This is a genomic window from Mycobacterium sp. IDUB_24 (genome assembly GCF_055419385.1).
In genome coordinates this window covers 270,140-290,178 of record NZ_JBVAXO010000002.1, presented here as the reverse complement: position 1 = coordinate 290,178, position 20,039 = coordinate 270,140, and the positions used below count along the sequence as shown (strand labels likewise).

Sequence of the window (20,039 nt, the reverse complement as noted above, 5' to 3'; positions counted from 1 at the left end):
TGAGGTTGGGTGGTTCAGCGGGGCGGTTCGATCGGGAGAGTCGGACCACCGTAGGGCGTCGGAATGGTGTAGCGACCCCGGGGTGTCGGATCGGTGGTGCGTCCGAGGTCGGCCCCGGGTGGCGGGCCTGCCGTGTCATCGCCGGCCGGACGTGGCGCATTCTTGGCGCCACGGACCAGGACGCCGGGATGATCGTCGCGGCAGTAGGTGTACATGTAGGGCTCGGGATAGTCCGCCGACGCCGGTGGCCGGCGAGGTGTTCCGTAGTCACAGCTGTAGCGCGGGTAGATGTCAGCGGTCGCCCACAGCCCGTTGTCATGCATGACGCTGCCCAGTGCGTCGAGTACCGAGGTGCGGTAGTTCGGGAACAGTGCGTTCAACGCCGGCACCCGCAGATACAGCAATTGCGAAGTGCTGGCGAGGCTTCCGAGCAGCTGCACCATGGTGTCGGAGTTGTCGGTGAACAGGTTGTCGACCGAGTTCAACGCTCCCGGGGTCTGATCCGTGAGCCGGCGGAAGCCGTCACGCATCTTGTTGATTCCGACAAACGTCGAGTCGAGATTGTCCGACGCCACTGCGATGCCGGCATTCTTCTCGGACATCAGGTTGAACACCACGCGGCTGTTACGCAGCACGCTCACCGTCTCGGGCAGCACCGAATCCAGTGTCGACAGCAGGAATGTGCCGCCGTCGATGACGTCGGCCAGCTTGCCCGGACCAGCCTGGGACATGCTCAGTTCCTTGCGGATCACCTTGAGTTTCTCGGGGTCGACCTGGGCCAGCGCACCGTCGGCGTCGGCGAGCAGCTGGGCCAGGCTGACCGGCACCGTGGCCTTGCCCAAACCGATCACACTGCCGTCGGTGAGAAACGGTCCGTCTGCCGTATTCGCCGCGAAGTCGATGTACTGCTCGCCGGCCGGGGACAGCCCGGACACCCGCACATCGCTGGACTTCGGGATGGATACCGCCGAGTTCACGTTGACGACGGCACTGACCCCGCTGGGCGTGATGTTGAGCCGTTCCACCCGCCCGACGCGCACACCGCGCAGCGTCACATCCTGATTGGGTAGCAGGCCCGCCGATTCCGGCAACTCGATGGTGATGCGGTAACTGGAGTCGAAGGGTGTGACCCGCAGCGCCCCGATCATCAGGTAGGCACCGGCGACTACCAGGGTCATCACGAGCGCTCCAGCCGAAAGCCAGGCGCGGCGCCGGTACACGGCCCGCACCACTCCGACGAGGAGATCCGCGAGTGCGTTGATCATCGCGGCACCTCCGCAGGCGGCACCCCGGCCGGGGTCTCGGCCGGAGGGGCCTCAGGAGGCGGTGCCACCGCGGGCGCCTCCGGAGGGGCTTCGGGAGCCGGCACAATCACGCCGGGCTCTGTCGGGCTGGGAATCACCGGCATCTGCGGCACCGACGGACCGCGCCCGACGACGCGCTCCTGCAGCCGCAACAACGTGTACTGCAAGGAGCCGACCAGCTGATGCCAGTTGTAGCGCTTGGGGCCGTGCAACCCCGAATCACCGGCGAACCCGATATCGGGAATCGAACCCAGGATGAGGCGGTCGATACTGGCGCGCACCGAAAGGCCACTGCCGGAAGTCGCTTTCACCAATGGCGGCATCATCCGGTTCAGCGCATACAGCGAGGCGTCCGGGGACAGCGCCACGTCGTTCCAGGCACCGGCCACCTTGTTGGCATCGGCGATCACGCTGCGTCCGCTGGTGTCGGTGCCCGCGACCGACGGGAACTTGCGTAATTGTGCCGACGTGTCGCCGATCTGGGTGATCAGGTCGGCGATCTGAGTGGTGTGTTCGGCCAGGGTGTCGGTGGCCGGCCCGGCAGCATCCATCAACTCACTGACGGTCTGGTTCTTGTCCTCGATCTGCTTCAGCAGCCGGGACGTCTCGGTCATCGCGGTCGAGAGCTGGTCGGACCGTCCGTTGAGGGTGCCCAACGTGTGGTTCGTCTTGGCGATCAGATTGCCGAACGCCTGCCCCTGATCGCCGGTGGCCTTACCCATGCCGTTGATGATGTTGGTGAAGTTACGCACCGCGCCGCCGTTGACCAGGATCGCCGCCGATCCCAGGAGTGATTCCACCGTCGCGGCCGCCCGCGTGGAATCCAGGTCGATAACGTCGCCGTCTTTGAGCAGCGGGGCGTTCGGGTCGACCGGGCTCGGGGGCCGTACCGACACGAAGACATCGCCCAGCGGTGTCGCCGAACGCAATTCGGCCGTGGTGCCGTGAGGCAGCCGAACGCCGTCCATGATGCGCAGGGTGGTGACCGCGGTGTAATTGCTGGCCACCATCGACTCGAGCTCACCCACATCGGCACCGGCCAACTTGACCTTGGCGTTGGCCGGCAGGTTCAAGGCGTTGGCGAAGATCGCGGTCAACTTGTAGCCGCCCGAACCGACTCCGGGCGCCGGCAGCGGCAAGCTGGCCAAGCCTTCGGAGGCACATCCCGAAATGGTCAGACATGCCGTCATCACCACGGGCAGAACGTATTTACGCACCGGTTTGATCATTTCTGCCCCATCGCCGCCATGCCGTCGAGCATGTAGGACAGCCCGAAGTCCGGGCCGAAATCCTGCACCGTGCCGGTGCTGCAGCCGAGCTGACGCAGGCCCATCATGTTGCAAACTTCCTTGACGGTCTGCGAATCGAACAGCACCTTGTCCACCAGTACGTGCGCTCGCGCCGAGCCATTCTTCTGGTCGACGATGTTGTAGATGTTGTCCAGCGTCAGCGGGGTCAGGTCCAGGAACTCGGCGAGATCCCGCCGCTGATCCACCGCCGTGGTCAGCGCGGTATTGCCGTTGAGGACAATCTGTTTCACCTCGTCACGGTGGGCCTGAAGCACCTCGCCCACCTGGGTGATCACCTGATTGATCTTCCTGCCGGTGGTGCCGCTGCCGAAGTTCTCGTCGGACAGGATCTGGCTGAGCTGACGTACCGTCGATCCGAATTCCCGCAGCGTGGCGTCGTTACGGGAGGCGGCCTCGAACAATGAACTGAGGTTGCGCACGATCGTGGTGAGCTGATCCCGGGTCACCGCTCCCCGATCGGCACTGAGCCGCAACGCGTCTGACAGCTCACCGAGGGCGTCCTTCATCTGCTGACCGTTGCCATCGGCGACTGCGGCAGCAGCGTTGACGACATCGCCGACCGGGCCGCCGCCCTTGCCGTCGCCCTTCAACGAGGACGACAACTTGTCCAAAACGTCGAGCACGCGGGCGAACTCGACCGGGGTCTTGGTGCGGTTCAATCCGATGGTGTCGTGATTCTGCAGGGTCGGACCGCCGTGGTAGGCCGGGGTCAGCTCGATCTGACGGTCGGTGAGGATCGAATTGGAGATGGTCACCGCCTGCGCGTCGGCCGGCACCGAGACGTCCTTGTCCACCGTGAACTCGACCTCGACGTAATTTCCCTTGGGCGTGATCTTGGTGACGCGGCCCACCTGCATACCCAGCACCGCCACGGTGTTTCCCTCGTAAAGACCGGCAGCGCTGTCGAATTGGGCCGTCACGGTAATGGCGTCGGTCCTCCCCTTCAGGAACCACCAGCCGACTCCGGCCACCGCGGCGAGCGTCAGCGCGCCGACGACACACAGCGCGAGGATCTTGCTCCTGAACAACCTCATTTGCAGTCCTTGTAGTACTGGATCATGCTGAACTGCTTGGCGCGACCACTGATCGCGCACATCCACGAGTCGATCAGCAGCCCGTTGCCGACGTGCATTTCCCCCGCGTTGCCGTTGCCGGTGGCGTTGGCGAGCCCGCGCAGGGCTACCGGACCCGACTGCAGGACGCTGCGCAGCAGATCGTCGTGCTTGCCCAACATGTCCGACAGTTCACGCAGATTCGTGAGCAGTTGCTCGAGCTGCGGCCGGTCGTCGATCGCGATATCGCTCAGCGTCTGGACCAGGTTGGTCAGCGACGCCATCATGGCCTGGAAGGACGCCCTGCGCATGACGAACTCACCGACGAGGTCGTTGCCCTGGTTGACCAGGTTGCCGATCGTGGACTGCTGGCGACGCAGGGTGTTGCCAACCACATCGGTGGTCTCCAGCAGAGATCCCAGTTGGTCACGCCGATCGGCGATGATGGTCGCGAGGGTATGCGTGTTCTGCAGCGCCCGCGGCACCACCGCCGGCAGACCCGACATCTGCTTACCGAGGATGCTCAGCGTCTCGGCGAACTTGTCGGAATCGACCTGCTCGAAGGTGGTGGTGACGTCCCCCAGCGCCTCCTGCAGGTCGTAGGGCACCTCGGTGTGGGTGAGGTCAAAGGTGTTGCCGGGCAGGGAACCCGAGCCGGCAGGCTGCAGAGCCAGATAACGCGACCCCAAGATGGTGGTGATCTTGATGACCGCCCGGGAGTCCTTCCCGAGCGGAACATCGTCGCGCACCTTGAGTTTGGCCTCGACATGGTCGCCGGCCAGCTTCATGCTCTTCACCTCACCCACCGGCATGCCGGCAACGGTGATGGGGTTGCCCGCCTTGAGCGCAGCGGCCTGCTGGAACCGCGCGGTGTACTGCCGGTAGCCGACATCGGCGACCTTCACGATCAGCATCGCCCCGATCAGCACGGTCACCACAGCGATCGCGGCGATCCCGAGCCACGTCCGGTTGTAGCTCTCCAGCGGGCGACGCCGTTTCTTCGGCGGCTTGGGTGCCGCCGGTGTGTTCGCCTTCGTCAGTTGCTCAACCATTGGCCATGTTCCTGCATTTGGGGGTGTATGCCGCCTTGTTCCCAGGAGTCGCCGCGTCGACGATGATCGGTGTGACGTCGTTGAGGCCTGGGAAGAATCCGGTTGCGTTCAGGTCGCACGCATAGGTGGTGGCGTAGGCGCCCTCGTTGGTCATCCGGGCGAATCCCTTGAGCAGCAAGGGCAGATTGGCACCGGCGAACGCGAGTTGCGGTTCGATGCCCACCATGTGCGCGGCGAACCCGGGCTGGCGGGTCACGAGCTCGTTCAGCGGCGGGTACACCTCGTCGCTGATGGTCGACAACTGCTGCACCACCTTGGAGATCGAACCCAGCGAGTCCACCATCTCGGGCCGGCGGGCATCGAACGTGGCGACCATGCCCTTGGTCTGGGTGATCACCTCGTCGAGACTGTCGTTGTGCTGGGCGAGGTTCTTGGCCACCGCATTGAGATTGTTGATCACCTCTCCGAGTTCCTGATCCCGGCCGGCGAAGGAATCGGTCAGTTGCGCGGTCTGGTCGACAAGCCCGACGATCGAGGCGTTGTCGCCCTGCAGCGAGGCGATCACCCCTTTGGTCAGATTGTCTGCGTCGCGCGGGTTGAGGACGCTGAACAGGGGCTCGTAGCCGTTGAGCAATGTCCCGACATCGAACGACGGATCGGTCTGCTCGACGGGGATGACGCTGCCGGCCGGAAGCGGGCCCGAGTCGCCGATATTGCCCAGCGACAGACCGAGATAACGCTGACCGACGATGTTCTGGTAGGTGACCGAGGCGGAGGTCCGGCCGAACATCGGCTGGTTGTCCTGCACCACGAACGACACCTTGGCCAGTGCGCCCTGTAGTTCGATCTTCTCGACCCGCCCGACCCGTACCCCGGCCATCCGGACGTCGTCGCCCTCACGCAGGCCGAACACATCGGAGAACAACGCCGCATACGGCACGGTCTTGCCGGCCACATCACGACGCAGCGTGACATAGACCAACCAGGTCAGGCCCAGCGCGACCACCATGAACAGCGACAGGCCGATCATTGCACCGCGGTACTTCATCGGCCTCCCTCTCCTGAAACTGGTTGCGGCGCCTCAGCCGGTAGTAGCGGAGCGTCCGCTGCCGGTGCCGCCGCGCCGGGTGCGGGCGCCGACCCGGGCACCGATGCAGCCGGCGGTGAACCGGGCGGCCGCGGTGCCACGGGCGCGACCGGCGACAGCGGCACCGGCGGGGGCGGCGTCGGCATCAGGGCGGGATTCGCCGTCCCCGGCACCGGCCCGGCCGCCGGCATCCACGGGGGTAGCGGCGGATTCGGGTCGGACAGGTCGGGGTTCGGGTTCACCAACGGCGGGCCGACCGCGACGAGGTTCCCGTTGGGGCCCAGGACGGTCCCGGCGGGTGGCATGAGATCGGCAGGCGGTTGAAAGTTCTCCGGCAGCAACACATCCGGCAGTGACGCCCTGGTCGGCACCAGCGGGGCGGTGAAACAGCTGGGCCCCTTGAGCCCGGAGTACTGCGGGCAGTCGGCACGGGTGTAGGCGTAGCTCGGCGTCAACGACAGGTTCACCCGCATGTTGCCGATGTCGTTTCCTGGCATCCAGACGTGCTCGAAGAACTTGCCCGACAGCTGATTGAGCTTCACGAAAGCCGGAACCCAGTTGTTGGACGTGTCAGCCAGCACCCCCAGGACCGGCGTCAGATTCGACGTGGTCTTGACCAGTTCGTCGGTGTGATTGTCCAACGCGGTGTGGGTGGTACCGACCGTGTTGATTCCGCCGTTGATCATCGTGTTCAGCTGTGAGCGTTGCTCGACCAAAGTCTGCATCGGCTGCACGGCTTTGTGCAGGGCGTCGAGCAGGTCGGGCGCGGTCTGCTGCAACCCCTGGGTGGCGTCGATCAATGCGGAGACGGTCGTCGGGCCGGGTTCGGAGGCCACCACCGAATCCAGCTGATCGACCAGCCGGTTCAATTGCGCTCCGCTGGTGAGCAATTCGTGACGGCGATTCTCGGTCGCAGCGTTCACGGCGGCCAGGATGCCCACCGTCTTGTCCTCACGCCCGCGCCCCGTCGCCGCCAGTACGTCACGCAGCTTGCTGATCGTGGTCTGGAACAACACCGTGGGAAGTTCGGTGTCCTCGGGGATCCGGGCGCCGGCGGCGATCGGCGAGCTTGCCGGCCCGCCGGCGTCTACCAGTTGCACCGACGACACCGCGAAGACGTTGCTGGGCACGACGCGCGCGGTCACCGTGTTCGGGATGGAGCCGGCGTATTCGGGTTTGAGATCGATATGGACGAAGTTCGGATCACCGTTGGCGGCCGGGGTGACATCGTCGACCATCCCGACGAGGACCCCGTGATACTTCACATCCGAGCGCTGCGGCAGACCGTCGCCGACGTTGACCAACGCGGCCACCACTGGCACCCGATCGTCCAGCTTTCCGGTGGCCTTCACCAGAAGAAACGTCGAAATCAGTGCTGCGACAACGAGAACCGCGGCACCACAGCCGAGCAGCTGTTGGTCGGACGGCCCACGCCCGTCGGTTTCCAGCGAGTTTCCCATCTAGCCGCCGAACCTCGCTCCCGAATCGACCGTCCACAGCGCCATGGTGAGCAACATGTTGACGATGATCACCACGGTGATGCTGGCCCGCATGGCATGGCCGGCGGCCACGCCGACGCCCACCGGCCCGCCCGAGGCGTAGAACCCGTAGTAGCACTGCACGGTCGAGGCGATCCACACGAAGATGACCGCCTTGAGCACCGAGTAGAGGATGTCCTGGCCGGACAGCATGAGGCTGAAGTAATGCAGATAGGACCCGCTGGAGCCACCGCTGATCAGGTACACGACCACCTGGGTGGTCAGGTAACTGACCGCCAGGCAGAGGGCGTAGAGCGGGATCACCGCGACCACCGCGGCCATCAGCCGGGTGGTGACCAGGTACGGGATCGGCCGGATCGCAATGGAATCGAGCGCGTCGATTTCCTCGGCGATCCGCATCGACCCCAACTGTGCGGTGAACCGGCAGCCGGCCTGGGTCGCGAAGGCCAGCGAGGCGGCGATCGGCGCCAACTCGCGGGTATTCACCAGCGAGGAGATGATGCCGGTGGCCGGGCCGAGCCCGAGCAGATCGAGGAAGTTGTATCCCTCGATGCCGACGAGTGCACCCACCGTGATGCCCAGTACCACCGCCACGCCGACGGTTCCGCCGCCGACCACGAGTGAGCCGTTGCCCCAGGCGATATCGGAGAGTAGCCGGACGAATTCTCCGCGGTAATGACGCAACGCGATGGGCACTGCCGTCAGAGCCCGGACGAAGAACACCATCATGTGGCCCAAACGCATCAGCGGCGCCGACGCCCGTTTGTACAGCCGCACAAACGGGCTGAGCAACGGTGGGACGAAAGTCGAGGCAGTCATGTCACAGCCCGACCCGGGGGAACAACATGATGTAGAGCTGGCTGATCGCCACATTGACCACCATCAGCAACAGAATCGATTCCACCACCGCCGCGTTCACGGAGTTCGCGACGCCGGTCGGGCCGCCTTTGGTGGACAGCCCCTTCTGACACGACACCACGGCCACGATGGCGCCGAAGATCACCGCCTTCAGCAGAGCCACGACCATGTCGCCGGTGGTGGCGAACGAGGCGAAGGTAGCCACGAAACTGCCGGGGGCGCCGTTCTGGAAGTAGACGTTGAACAGGAAGCTGGCCAGGAAGCCGACGAAGCACACCACCCCGGTGAGCGCGACGCCGATCATGATCGCCGCGACGAAGCGTGGCACGACCAGGCGCTGAATCACCGAGACGCCCATGACCTCCATGGCATCGGTTTCCTCACGCATGGTCCGCGAACCCAGGTCGGCGGTGATCGCCGACCCCACCGCGGCGGCCATGAGAACGGCCGCGACCAGCGATGCGGCCTGCCGAATCACGGCCAGTCCACTGGCCGCGCCGGCCAGTGACGTCGCACCGACCTGCCCGGCCAGCAGGGCGAACTGAATCGAGAGGGTGACGCCGATCGGCAGGGCCACCAGCACGGTGGGGAGCACCGCGGTTCCCGCCATGAAGGCACCCTGGCGAACGAACTCCTGCCATTGAAAGCGGCCCGTCACAAGGTCGAGGAACAGGATCTGGACGGTGCGCACGCCGAGCACGAACTGGTCCCCGACCGTGGCGAGCGACGCCATCGGATGACGCCGGGCATAACCGGTGGCCCAGTTCTCGATGGCGTCGATTCCCCGTTGCGGCTCGACCCCATCAGCCACGCTCTCAGGCGGCGCCGTCATCCTCTCTCATTAAGCAGAAGAATGAACACAGATCAATACCTCCCCAGACCGAGAGATGGCCACCGCCGGCCGGATAACTCACAGTGGTTGGCACCGTAGCGTCGGCGCTCATCCCCCGTCAATGTTTTGCCGAATTATCATTCACTTATGGAGGTTGGCTCATCAATTTCCGGCAAATCCGTCGTCGTCGTCGGCGCACCGCCGGTTCCGCTCCGGCGCACGGGTGAGGGACGTGTCACTTCTCGTATCACGTGTAAATGCAGTGCATTCAGGCCGCAGCCAACGCCATGCGTATTGACGCCGACGTAAGGCGCGGAGTCGGATCGATCCGGGATTCGGGCCCTGCGGCCGAACTCACCACGGAATCCGCACCCCGCATGCGCGTTAACTTTGCGGATCGTGCCAGAACCGCGGAAGAAGTTGCCAGATTTGCCCGATCATGTTTCGCCCGGTACCTGGCGCGCCGCTGCGCCGAAGTCTACTGACTACAGACGATGTCAGTCGGGTTTCGGGACAAATCGGGCCCGCGACGATCGACCCAGTTCGACAACTTTCGCTCAGCAACCGCGTCTCGGCAATACTCTGATCGCCATGGCACCAGCGCAACGCGAACCCAACGTCGTCGTCCTCGGCGGAGGATCCTGGGGCACCACCGTCGCCTCCATCTGCGCCCGGCGCGGGTCGACGCTGCAATGGGTGCGCTCGGAGGAGACCGCCAAGGACATCAACGACAACCACCGCAACTCGCGCTACCTGGGCGACGAGGTCGCGCTACCCGAAAGTCTCAAGGCCACCAACGATTTCAACGAGGCAGCCAACTGCGCCGACGTGATCGTGATGGGCGTGCCGTCACACGGCTTCCGCGGGGTACTCACCGAACTGGCCCGTGAACTGCGCCCGTGGGTTCCGGTGGTCTCCCTGGTCAAGGGCCTGGAACAGGGCACCAACAAGCGGATGAGCGAGATCGTCGACGAGGTCCTGCCCGGGCACCCGGCGGGCATTCTGGCCGGGCCGAACATCGCCCACGAGGTCGCCGAAGGCTATGCCGCCGCGGCTGTGCTGGCCATGCCCGACCAGCATCTGGCTGCCAACCTGTCACAGTTGTTCCGCACCAAACGTTTTCGTACCTACACCACCGACGACGTGGTCGGCGTGGAGATGGCCGGGGCACTCAAGAACGTGTACGCCATCGCCGTCGGCATGGGCTACTCACTGGGCATCGGCGAGAACACCCGCGCCATGGTGATGGCCCGCGCGGTGCGGGAGATGTCCAAACTCGGCGAAGCCATCGGCGGGCACCGCGACACCTTCGCGGGCCTGGCCGGCATGGGCGACCTCATCGTCACCTGTACGAGCCAGCGCAGCCGCAACCGCCATGTCGGCGAGCAACTCGGCGCGGGCAAGACGATCGACGAGATCATCGCATCGATGAATCAGGTGGCCGAAGGAGTGAAGGCCGCCAGCGTGATCATGGAGTTCGCCGACAAATACGGGCTCAGCATGCCGATCGCCCGCGAGGTCGACGCGGTGATCAACCACGGCGCGAAGGTCCAGGACGCCTACAACGGACTGATGATCGAGAAACCCGGCCACGAGGTGCACGGCTCGGGGTTCTGACGGTTGCCGTTCTGATCGCGCTGTGCGCCGAGAGTGACGCCAGGGTCGCTACGCCGCGGTGACAGCGACCCTCACGTCACTTTCGCGGAACCGAGCAGCGCTCACTCACCGCGAACCGCGGCGCGGAAGTCCTCGGCCCCGACCGGCGGGGCGATGGTCCAGAGCACCTCGGCGTCCCCGTCGGTCGGGTTGTGCCAGTCATGCAGCTGGGTCGCGCCGAAGGTCATGCTGTCACCGGTGTCCAGCAATGTGGTGTGTCCCTCCACGGTGATGCTGAGCTCACCCTTGAGCACGTAGACGAAAACTGTTGCGGCTTCAAGCCGGTAGGCCCCGCCGGAACCACCGCCCGGCCGCATCACGGTGTGCATCACCTGCACATGGTGTTCGGACCTCGGGGTCAGCAGCTCCTCCCGGACGCCGAGTCCGCCCATCTCCAGCGGCGCCCCGGCCCCACTGCGCACCACCGGCGCCGAGGGGTACTCGAACAGGTCGCCGATGCCGATTCCCAGGGCCTCGCAGATTCGCATCAACACCGGGACCGACACATTGGTCATCCCCCGCTCGGCCAGGCTCAGGAAACCCTTGGTCACCTCGGCCCGGGCGGCCACTTCGGTCAGGCTGAGACCGCGCTGACCGCGAACCTCACGCAGCCGTGCCCCGGCCCGCCCCATGCCGGTTTCCGTACCGGCCTGCCGACCGTCCGCCACTGAAGCTCCCCCTTTGTTGACGCCCACTTGTTTAGTGGTGTAAAACACGTTCATCGTTTTATGGCATTGAACCCTACATGTGGCGGTGCCCCCCGAAGCGCAGAAAGGTACGCGGTGTCTGCACCTGCAACCGAACCCAACGGCGAATCGACGCGGATTCAGGCCGCCGTCCTCGACGGCAACGGAACCATCAGCATGGAAGACGTCGACCTCGCCACCCCGGGGCCCGGCGAGGTGCAGGTGAAGATCGCCGCCGCCGGCGTTTGCCACTCCGACCTGCACGTCACTACCGGGGCCTGGGATGTCCCGGCGCCTGTGGTGCTGGGACACGAAGGGTCCGGCGTGGTCACGGCGATCGGACCCGGCGTCGACGACCTCGAGCCCGGCGATCATGTGGTGCTCAGCTGGGTACCCGGTTGCGGCGAATGCCGCGCTTGCCAGGCCGGCCGACCGGCCCAGTGCGCGCTGGTGGCGTCGGTCGTGGCCACCGGAGGCACCCTGTACGACGGAACCACCCGGCTGTCCAACGAACGCGGCCAGATCCACCACTACCTCGGGGTGTCCTCCTACGCCGAGCAGGTCGTGGTTCCGCGCAGCGGCGCCGTCAAGGTCCGCAAGGACGCCCCGCTGCAGGACATCGCCATCGTCGGCTGCGCCATCGCCACGGGTGTCGGCGCCGTCCGCAACACCGCCGGGGTGGAGCCGGGTTCGACCGTCGCGGTGATCGGCTGCGGCGGGGTCGGCCTGGCCTGTGTGCAGGGCGCCCGGCTGGCCGGCGCAGACCGCATCGTGGCCGTCGACGTCGTCGCCGAAAAACTCGACCTGGCCCGCACCCTCGGGGCCACCGACACCGTCGACGCCTCGGCGGTCGAGGACGTCGCGGCCGCCCTGCGTGAGGTGCTGCCCGACGGATACGACTACATCTTCGACGCCATCGGCAAGATCGCCACCACCGAGCAGGCCATCGCCGCGCTGGGCCTCGGCGGGGCCGCCGTCATCGTCGGCCTGCCGCCGGCCGGCGAACGCGCCACCTTCGATCCGCTCGCGCTGGCCGAGGCCGACCAACGGATCCTTGGCTCCAATTACGGCTCGGCGGTGCCCGAGCGGGACATCCCCCAGCTGGTCGACGAGGTCATGGCAGGCAACCTCGACCTGGCTTCGATGATCTCCGCTCGGCGGCCATTGGCAGAAGCCGCGGCCGCCCTCGACGATCTGGCCGCCGGCCACGCACTGCGCCAACTACTCGTCCCGAACGCCTGAGAAGAATCGAGATCCCAAGTGACCGAAGATCTTCAGACCCGGGCCGAGACCTCGAGCGGAGATGCCGGCCTGCGCCGCGGGGTGATGGGCGGCGGCGAACTCGCCGCGCAGGCAATTGCCAACATCGCGCCCAGCGCCGTCATCGCGTTCACCGCTGCCGCCATCTACACCACCGCCAGTAACGGCACCTGGGTCTCGTTCGCGCTGGCCACCGTCGTCATCCTCTCGGTGGGTTACTGCATCTCGCAGTTCGCCAAGCGCCGTTCGAGTGCGGGCTCGCTGTACAGCTATGCCGCGACCGCACTCGGACCTTTCGGCGCCTACGTGACCGGCGTCAGCCTCATCATCGGATGCTTCGGGATAGCCGCGGGCTCACTGAGCGGCTCGGTGGCCTACACCGCCACCCTGCTCAACCAACTCGGTATTCCGGTCCACGGGGTGGCCGCACAGATCGTGCTGGCCGCCGTTCTCGGCGCACTGGCTACCTTGTTCACCATCCGTGGTATCCGGCTATCGGCACGGGTTTCTCTTGTGCTGGAACTGATTTCGGTGTCCATCATCATCCTGTTGCTGGTCTTCACCCTGGTGCATCTCGGGGCGGACGCATTCGACGCCGACCAGTTCGACCTGAGTGGCGCCAAGCCGTCGGGAATCGCGGTGGGCATGGTGCTGGCGATCCTGGGCTTCGTCGGCTTCTCCAGCGCCGATGCCCTGGCCCGGGAGGCCAAGGACCCCTACCGCGCGGTGCCACGCGCCATCATGTGGAGCGCGGCCGGCGTCGGTGTGCTGTACGTCTTCGCCGCCTACACCCAGGTGGCCGCATTGGGATCCGGTCTCGGCGAATCCGCCCAGCCGCTCAACGATCTCGCGACCCTGGTGGGCATGCCGGGGTGGTTCAACCCGATCCTCAACTTCGGTATCGCCGCATCGTTTTTCGCCGTGGTGGTCGCGCCGATGAACGTCATCGGCCGCATCCTCTACGTGATGGGCAAAGAGGGTGTGGTTCCGTCCGCGATCGGCCGGACCCACCCGACGCACCTGACCCCGCACCGCGCGCTGATCTCGGTCAGCCCACTCGTGATCGCGGTGCCCGTCGTGCTGTATCTGCTCGGCGTCGACGCGATGGATGTCGTGACCTGGGTGGACACCTACGGGACCTACGGTTACATGGTGGCCTACGCCGCCGCGGCGATCGCTGCTGTTGTTTTCCTACGCAGCATCAAGGTTCGCGTGCCACTCGTGTGGCCCGCCGCCGCGTTGGCCATCGGATCAATGGCATATGTGTTCTACGCCAACGTTTATCCGGTGCCGGCGTATCCACTCAACGTGATCCCGTGGCTGTTCCTGGCCACGGTTGGCGCCGCGCTGGCGTGGTACTGGATACTGCGCCGCCGGTCACCGGAAGTGATCGCGAAGATCGGTACCAGTGACATGGAGACGCTCGAAGGAATCGCCTGAGGCCCCCGAGTGTGGATCAGCCGATCTGGAAGGTGGGCTTGAAGTCCGACTCCTGCTCGCCGATGACGAAGCTGCCCGCGGGACTGATCACGAAACCCGCCTGATTGCGCCCGTCGATGCAGGACGTCGTCACGCCGTCGGTGCCGCAGCTGACCGTCTGATAGCTGAGCCGCGAATTCGCCGGCAAGGGCTTGGGATTCTCGACGACGGCGAACACCGGGGCCGGTGAACTGGCGAACCCGGGCACTCCCGGCCCGCCGCTGACCAGATTGGCTCCGTTGGGCGCGGCCGGTATCGGCCCGCTGCAGCCGTAGGTACCGTTGCGCTGGATCACGCAGGTGATGCCGTCGGGAACGGTGAACGCGTACCAGGTCTTGTCCATCACCGCGTATTCGGAGGTCTTGACCGGTGCGTACGCGTTGACGTTGGGGACGGCCGGAGCCGGGGCCGGCTCCGGCTCCGCGGCCGCCACCGGCGGCATGCTCATCACTGCCGCCCCCGCGGCGCTCACCAGGCCAATCACCACTCTGCTCAGCACGCCGCCACCCTAACCCGGGGCGATAGTGTGGTCCACCGCTCCGGGGCTGGGCTACTTACCCGAGCCGCAGGCGAGGTCGACGTAGACCGTGGTGTAGCGGACCCGCTCCTCGGTGTTGCCCCGCCGCGTGTTCTTGAGCTCGGTGATCTCCCGGCCCGGGCGCACCGCCTTGACGTCGCAGTTGCTGATCGAACCGGTGCCGACCCGGGACAGGATGACGCGGTAGCCCTCGTCCTCCAACTGCTTGATGGTCTGCTGCGCCGACCCCGTGCCACTCGGTGCCGCAGCAGCCGGGCCGGCCAGCGCCAGCGCGCCCACCGCCATGCCTGTTGCGACGGCGGCGACGGAAACAGTTTTCCAGATGTTCATCATTGAATTACCTGGCCTTTCTCTTGATGAGGTAGTTCCAGCCTAGGGAGCTATTCAGCCAGGGTCCATCAACTCAGGTTGAACACATACGAATTACCGCATACGGCCCCGCAGTCAAAGAATTTTCAGGCCTAATTCATATTCTTTGCATGGGCGGCAACCGTCTCCGGAGCGATCTCATCGGCGAGCGGGATCCGCACGGTAAACACAGTGCGACCAGGCTTTGAGGCGACGGCGACGGTGCCCTGGTGCGCCTCGACGATCGAGGCCACGATAGCCAGCCCCAAGCCGGTACTACCCAATTCTCGCGATCGTGATTTATCGGCCCTGACAAATCTGCCGAAAAGGTTCGGCAACAATTCGGCATCAATTCCCGGGCCGTCATCGGTTACCGTCAATTCTGCGAATTCATCGGCCTCGGTCAATGCAATTGTGACGGTCACACCGGGCGGCGTGTGTATCCGCGCGTTCGTCAACAGGTTGCTGACCATCTGGTGCAGCCGGGCCAGGTCCCCGCGTACCCACAGCGGATCGTCGGGCAGCTCGGCGACCCAGTGATGTTCGGGCGCGCCCACCGCCACGTCGTTGATCGCGTCCACCACCAGATCGCTCAGGTCGATGTCGTCGGTCTCGAGTTCCTGCCCCTCACTCAACCGCGACAACAGCAACAGGTCGCTGACCAGACCGGTCATCCGCCGCGCCTCCGCCTCGATGCGGGCCAGCGCGTATTCGGTGGTCGGCGGCAGGTTCGCGCTGTCCTGCCGGGTGAGCTCGGCATACCCCTGGATCGCCGCCAGCGGTGTGCGCAGCTCATGGCTGGCATCGGTGAGGAACTGCCGGGTGCGCCGGTCGGAGTCGGCCAGTGCGGCCAGCGCGCTGTCGACGTTGGCCAGCAGCTGGTTGAGCGTCTCTCCCACCAGGCCGACCTCGGTGTCCGGATCGGTGTCCTTGTCCCGCACCCGCGTCGTGATGCGGTGATCGCGACCGTCCAACGGCAACTTGGCCACCTTGGCCGCGGTGGCCGCCACCCGGCTCAACGGCCGCAGTGCGTAGCGCACCACGGCGACCGTGCCCAACGCGGTGACGATCAGGGCGATGACGATCATCACCCCGACGGTCACCGTCTTGCGGGCGATCACCAAGTTCGCGCTGTCCAGCGACACCCCCGACACCAGCACGTCACCGTTGTCCGCAGGCTGACTGGCCAACCGATAGGAGCCCAGTACCGGAAGCTTCACCGTGCGGGGGTGTTCGTCGGCCCAGGCGTACTGGTCGAGTGCGCGGGTCACCGCCGCCGGCGCCGGGTGCGGCTCACCGTCGGAGAACACCGCCGACTGGACGACCTCGCCGTCGTGCAGCACCGCGATCAGATTGCCCGGCGCCTGCCCGACGAAGGCCGTGAGCGCCTCGGCGTCTGACGCGAGCTGGTGGTCGGTCTGACTCTCCCGCCACTTTTCAAGGGAATGGCTGAACGCTGCCAACGACCGCGACACCTCGGTATCGCTCATCGTCGTCACATAGGTGTGCAGGCTGTACACGGACAAGGCGCCGACCGCGAACAGCACCACCGTGACGAGCGCACTGACGCCCAAGACCAATTGCCGGCGCAGCGAGCGCGGCCCCCACCGCCGGGGCGGCATCAGCGAGTCACGACGCCGGCCGCAGCATATAGCCGACGCCACGCACGGTGTGGATCATCGGCTCGCGGTCGGTGTCTACCTTTTTGCGCAGGTAGGAGATGTACAGGTCGACGATGCTGGACTTCCCGCCGAACCCGTAGTTCCACACCCGGTCGAGGATCTCGGCCCGGCTCAGCGCCCGGCGCGGATTACGCATCAGGTAGCGCAGCAGTTCGAACTCCGTCACGGTGAGATTGATCGGCTCACCGTCCCGGGTGACCTCGCGGCTGGCTCCGTCGAGCACCATGTCGCCGACCTTGAGGATCTCGTCGGCCGGCGGCGTGGTGTGACTCGAGCGGCGCAGCAACCCGCGCAGCCGGGCCACCAGCTCCTCGAGGCTGAACGGTTTGGTCATGTAGTCGTCGGCACCCGCGGTCAGGCCGGACACCCGGTCAAGCACCGAATCCCTGGCGGTCAGGAACAGCGTGGGCGTATAGCCGTCGGCCTCACGGACCCGCTGCAGAATCTGCAGCCCGTCGATATCGGGCAGCATGATGTCGAGGACCACGACATCGGGCTCGACCTCGTCGAACTTGGCCACGGCATCATGGCCGTTGTGCGCCACGTCGACCTCCCAGCCCTCATAGTGCAGGGCCATCTTGACGAGGTTGGTCAGCGCGGGCTCGTCATCTACCAGCAGTACGCGAATCGCAGATCCGTCGGCGCGATGGATCTTCGGCAACTGTCCGAGGATGGCCTGCCGCGGTTGCTGGGCACGAGGGGAAACGGACATCGTCGTCATATTTCCATTGTGCGGAGTACACAGACGGTTGTCACGGAGTTCATATGGAGTTCTAAGGGAATACCCCTTCTATGAGTCTTCTATGACGCTCGTCACCTTTGCGACCTGTGGTGATCCACATCAAAGACCTTGCGATACATACTGTTTCCAACGAATTGGTGAACACTTGGTGCCGCCGCGATTCCGGTTACGGATGATTAGCCGTGCGCACCAGGCATATTCGCGGAGAGACACATCTCCGTAACATTTGGGTTCTCTATGCATAGCCCAATCTTCCTTGCACCAGTTCACAGCGATAAATACTCTCGCTCATAGCAATTGGGCGTTGCCAAGCTTCGACGGGTCCAGAATGTGGCCCGTGTCGCGCTGCGCTCCAACACTTTTCGAAGTTGTTCAACGACAACGGCGTCAATAACTGTGCGCGGGCCCGCGATGAGGCGAGCTCGCGCATCACCAACTCCAGACGGAGGCGTTCCATGCAGCAAACCACTGATTTCGTAGGACGGGCCCGGTCCGTCCTGCGATACGACCTGCCGGCGTCGCTGGTCGTATTCCTGGTCGCCCTGCCGTTGTCGCTGGGTATCGCAGTGGCGTCGGGGGCTCCGGTACTGGCCGGCATCATCGCCGCCATCGTCGGCGGCATCGTGGCAGGCGCCCTGGGCGGATCGCCGCTGCAGGTCAGCGGACCCGCGGCCGGGCTGACCGTGGTGGTCGCCGGCCTGATATCGCAGTTCGGCTGGGCCGTCACCTGCGCCATCACCGTGTGCGCCGGCGTGCTGCAGGTGCTGTTCGGACTGAGCCGCGTGGCGCGCGCCGCCTTGGCCATCTCCCCCGTCGTCGTGCACGCGATGCTGGCCGGCATCGGCATCACCATCGCGCTGCAGCAGATCCACGTGCTGCTCGGCGGCAGTTCCAACAGCTCGGCCTGGGCAAACGTCACCGAACTGCCAGGTCAGCTGATCAACGCTCACGGCCACGGTGTCGTCCTGGGCGCGCTGGTGATCGCGATCCTGGTGGGCTGGCGCTGGGTGCCCGCCGCCGTCAAGAAGGTGCCGGGCCCGCTGGTGGCCATCGTCGGCGTCACCGCACTGTCGTTGCTGCCGGCGTTCGGTGACGTCACCCGCATCCAGATCAACGGATCCCTGCTCGACGCGCTGGCCCTGCCCGGCCTGCCCGAAGGCAACTGGGGCGCGTTCGCCGCAGGCGTGCTGACCGTCGCGCTGATCGCCAGCGTCGAGAGCCTGCTGTCGGCGGTGTCGGTGGACCGGCTGCACACCGGCCCGCGCACCAACTTCGACCGCGAGATGATCGGCCAGGGCACCGCCAACATGCTCTCGGGTGCTGTCGGCGGACTGCCCGTCACCGGTGTGATCGTGCGCAGCTCGACCAACGTCGCCGCCGGGGCCCGCAGCCGGGCGTCGGCAATCCTGCACGGCGTCTGGATCCTGGCGTTCGCCGTGCCGTTCGCCGGCCTGGCCCAGATGATCCCGACCGCCGCCCTGGCCGGCCTGCTGATCGTCATCGGCTGCCAGCTCGTCAAGCGGGCTCACATCAAAACTGCAAGGCTCACAGGCGATCTCGCGGTGTACGTGGTGACGGTGGCCGGCGTGGTGTTCCTCAACCTGCTCGAAGGCGTGCTGATCGGACTCGCGCTCGCGATCGCGCTGACCGTGTGGCGGGTGGTCCGCACCAACATCGTCGCCGAACCCACCGGTGCCGACACCTGGCGCGTCGCCATCGAGGGCTCCTGCACGTTCCTGTCCCTGCCGACACTGACCAGCGCGCTGGCGCGGGTGCCCTCGGGTGCCTCGGTGACCGTCGAGCTGTCGGTCGACTTCATCGACCACGCGGCCCACGAAACCATCGAAGAGTGGCAGCGCCAGCACGTGGCCACCGGTGGCACGGTCGAGATCCACGACTTGGGTTCGGTCGAGATGGGCAGCGCCGTCACCGGCCCGCCGATGCGTGGCTTCACACCGTTCGACAAGCGCTCCGGCGTGGTGCCGTGGAGCTCCTGGCAGCGCGAGGAGACGTCATCGGTGCTGCACGGCCTGGCCGCCTACCACCGCCGCACCGCCCCGGTGCTGCGCCCGCACATGCAGGAGCTGGCGCATGCCCAGCGGCCCGAGACGCTGTTCCTCACCTGTGCCGATTCACGGGTCGTGCCCAACGTCATCACGAGCAGCGGTCCCGGCGATCTGTTCACGGTGCGCAACGTCGGCAACATGATCCCCGCCGGCCAGGCCGACGCCTCGATCGAAGCCGCCATCGCGTTCGCCGTGGACAAGCTCAACGTCTCCTCGATCGTGGTGTGCGGGCACTCCAGCTGCGGCGCCATGACCGCGATGCTGGGCAAGACCGACGCGGGCGACAAGCATCTGGAATCCTGGCTGGCCCATGGTGATCCGTCGGTCGCAGCGTTCGACGAAGGCCGCCACCCGGTGGCGCAGTCGGCGGCCGAGGCCGGTTTCGGCATGGTCGATCAGCTGTCGATGGTCAACATCGCGGTGCAGGTGCAGACCCTGCAGTCGCACCCGCTGGCCCGGCGCGTCAACGTGATCGGCCTGTTCTACGACATCGCCAGCGCCGACGTGCTGCGGGTGACGCCCACCCACATCGAGACCCTCGCCGACGCCGCCTGAGCGTCACGGATTGCACCGCGAGCGTGCGTGTCG

17 protein-coding genes are annotated in these 20,039 nt (G+C 65.9%); 4 read left to right on the top strand and 13 right to left on the bottom strand.

The features are described from left to right. Positions 1-14 precede the first annotated feature (14 nt). The 8 genes from ACZYZF_RS09135 to ACZYZF_RS09100 are packed head-to-tail and all read right to left on the bottom strand — an operon-like array spanning position 15 to position 8,994. Positions 15-1,265 carry an MlaD family protein gene (locus tag ACZYZF_RS09135; RefSeq protein WP_463745175.1) on the bottom strand — a complete coding sequence of 417 codons (1,251 nt, stop codon included), beginning with the start codon at positions 1,263-1,265 and terminating at the stop codon, positions 15-17. Beyond that, positions 1,262-2,533, bottom strand: a complete 1,272-nt coding sequence (locus ACZYZF_RS09130; protein ID WP_463835365.1) for an MCE family protein — start codon at positions 2,531-2,533, stop codon at positions 1,262-1,264. Before ACZYZF_RS09130 ends, ACZYZF_RS09135 begins: the two co-directional genes overlap by 4 nt. Then, positions 2,530-3,648, bottom strand: coding sequence for an MlaD family protein (locus ACZYZF_RS09125; protein ID WP_463835363.1), 1,119 nt, complete (start codon positions 3,646-3,648; stop codon positions 2,530-2,532). The genes ACZYZF_RS09130 and ACZYZF_RS09125 overlap by 4 nt, the downstream gene beginning before the upstream one ends. Continuing rightward, on the bottom strand, positions 3,645-4,718 hold the full coding sequence (locus ACZYZF_RS09120; protein ID WP_463835362.1) for an MlaD family protein: 1,074 nt from the start codon (positions 4,716-4,718) through the stop codon (positions 3,645-3,647). Before ACZYZF_RS09120 ends, ACZYZF_RS09125 begins: the two co-directional genes overlap by 4 nt. Beyond that, the gene (locus ACZYZF_RS09115) at positions 4,711-5,766 is read right to left on the bottom strand and encodes an MCE family protein (protein ID WP_463745179.1); all 1,056 of its coding nucleotides are present in this window, start codon (positions 5,764-5,766) and stop codon (positions 4,711-4,713) included. Before ACZYZF_RS09115 ends, ACZYZF_RS09120 begins: the two co-directional genes overlap by 8 nt. Then, positions 5,763-7,265, bottom strand: a complete 1,503-nt coding sequence (locus ACZYZF_RS09110; protein WP_463835361.1) for an MlaD family protein — start codon at positions 7,263-7,265, stop codon at positions 5,763-5,765. The genes ACZYZF_RS09115 and ACZYZF_RS09110 overlap by 4 nt, the downstream gene beginning before the upstream one ends. Further along, on the bottom strand, positions 7,266-8,123 hold the full coding sequence (locus ACZYZF_RS09105) for an MlaE family ABC transporter permease (protein WP_463745181.1): 858 nt from the start codon (positions 8,121-8,123) through the stop codon (positions 7,266-7,268). It lies immediately after the preceding gene. Position 8,124: 1 nt separating this feature from the next. Continuing rightward, positions 8,125-8,994 carry an MlaE family ABC transporter permease gene (locus ACZYZF_RS09100; protein WP_463745182.1) on the bottom strand — a complete coding sequence of 290 codons (870 nt, stop codon included), beginning with the start codon at positions 8,992-8,994 and terminating at the stop codon, positions 8,125-8,127. A 591-nt stretch (positions 8,995-9,585) separates the two neighbouring features. On the opposite strand from ACZYZF_RS09100, the gene ACZYZF_RS09095 reads away from it, so the two are divergent. After that, positions 9,586-10,611, top strand: a complete 1,026-nt coding sequence (locus ACZYZF_RS09095; protein WP_463835359.1) for an NAD(P)H-dependent glycerol-3-phosphate dehydrogenase — start codon at positions 9,586-9,588, stop codon at positions 10,609-10,611. Positions 10,612-10,712: 101 nt separating this feature from the next. Here the strand turns inward: ACZYZF_RS09095 and ACZYZF_RS09090 are convergent, their stop codons facing one another. Further along, positions 10,713-11,318, bottom strand: a complete 606-nt coding sequence (locus ACZYZF_RS09090; protein ID WP_463835358.1) for a helix-turn-helix domain-containing protein — start codon at positions 11,316-11,318, stop codon at positions 10,713-10,715. A gap of 195 nt (positions 11,319-11,513) precedes the next feature. Between ACZYZF_RS09090 and ACZYZF_RS09085 the strand changes: the two genes are divergently transcribed. Both ACZYZF_RS09085 and ACZYZF_RS09080 read left to right on the top strand, forming a co-directional pair. Further along, a complete protein-coding gene (locus ACZYZF_RS09085; protein ID WP_463835859.1) occupies positions 11,514-12,578 on the top strand; it encodes a zinc-binding dehydrogenase in 1,065 nt (354 codons plus the stop codon). 18 nt (positions 12,579-12,596) lie between these two features. Beyond that, positions 12,597-14,036, top strand: coding sequence for an APC family permease (locus tag ACZYZF_RS09080; RefSeq protein ID WP_463835356.1), 1,440 nt, complete (start codon positions 12,597-12,599; stop codon positions 14,034-14,036). Positions 14,037-14,052: 16 nt separating this feature from the next. On the opposite strand, the gene ACZYZF_RS09075 is transcribed toward ACZYZF_RS09080, so the two are convergent. From ACZYZF_RS09075 to ACZYZF_RS09060, 4 genes are all read right to left on the bottom strand, one after another. After that, positions 14,053-14,574 (bottom strand): hypothetical protein, encoded by a 522-nt coding sequence (locus ACZYZF_RS09075; RefSeq protein ID WP_463745187.1) that lies wholly within the window; start codon positions 14,572-14,574, stop codon positions 14,053-14,055. A 51-nt stretch (positions 14,575-14,625) separates the two neighbouring features. Beyond that, the gene (locus tag ACZYZF_RS09070; protein WP_463745188.1) at positions 14,626-14,946 is read right to left on the bottom strand and encodes a hypothetical protein; all 321 of its coding nucleotides are present in this window, start codon (positions 14,944-14,946) and stop codon (positions 14,626-14,628) included. A 128-nt stretch (positions 14,947-15,074) separates the two neighbouring features. Next, positions 15,075-16,583 carry a sensor histidine kinase gene (locus tag ACZYZF_RS09065; RefSeq protein ID WP_463835355.1) on the bottom strand — a complete coding sequence of 503 codons (1,509 nt, stop codon included), beginning with the start codon at positions 16,581-16,583 and terminating at the stop codon, positions 15,075-15,077. Between the two features lie 7 nt (positions 16,584-16,590). Beyond that, positions 16,591-17,364 (bottom strand): response regulator transcription factor, encoded by a 774-nt coding sequence (locus ACZYZF_RS09060; RefSeq protein ID WP_463745190.1) that lies wholly within the window; start codon positions 17,362-17,364, stop codon positions 16,591-16,593. A gap of 476 nt (positions 17,365-17,840) precedes the next feature. On the opposite strand from ACZYZF_RS09060, the gene ACZYZF_RS09055 reads away from it, so the two are divergent. Beyond that, complete coding sequence (locus ACZYZF_RS09055) at positions 17,841-20,006, top strand: SulP family inorganic anion transporter (RefSeq protein ID WP_463745191.1); 2,166 nt, start codon at positions 17,841-17,843, stop codon at positions 20,004-20,006. Positions 20,007-20,039 lie beyond the last annotated feature (33 nt).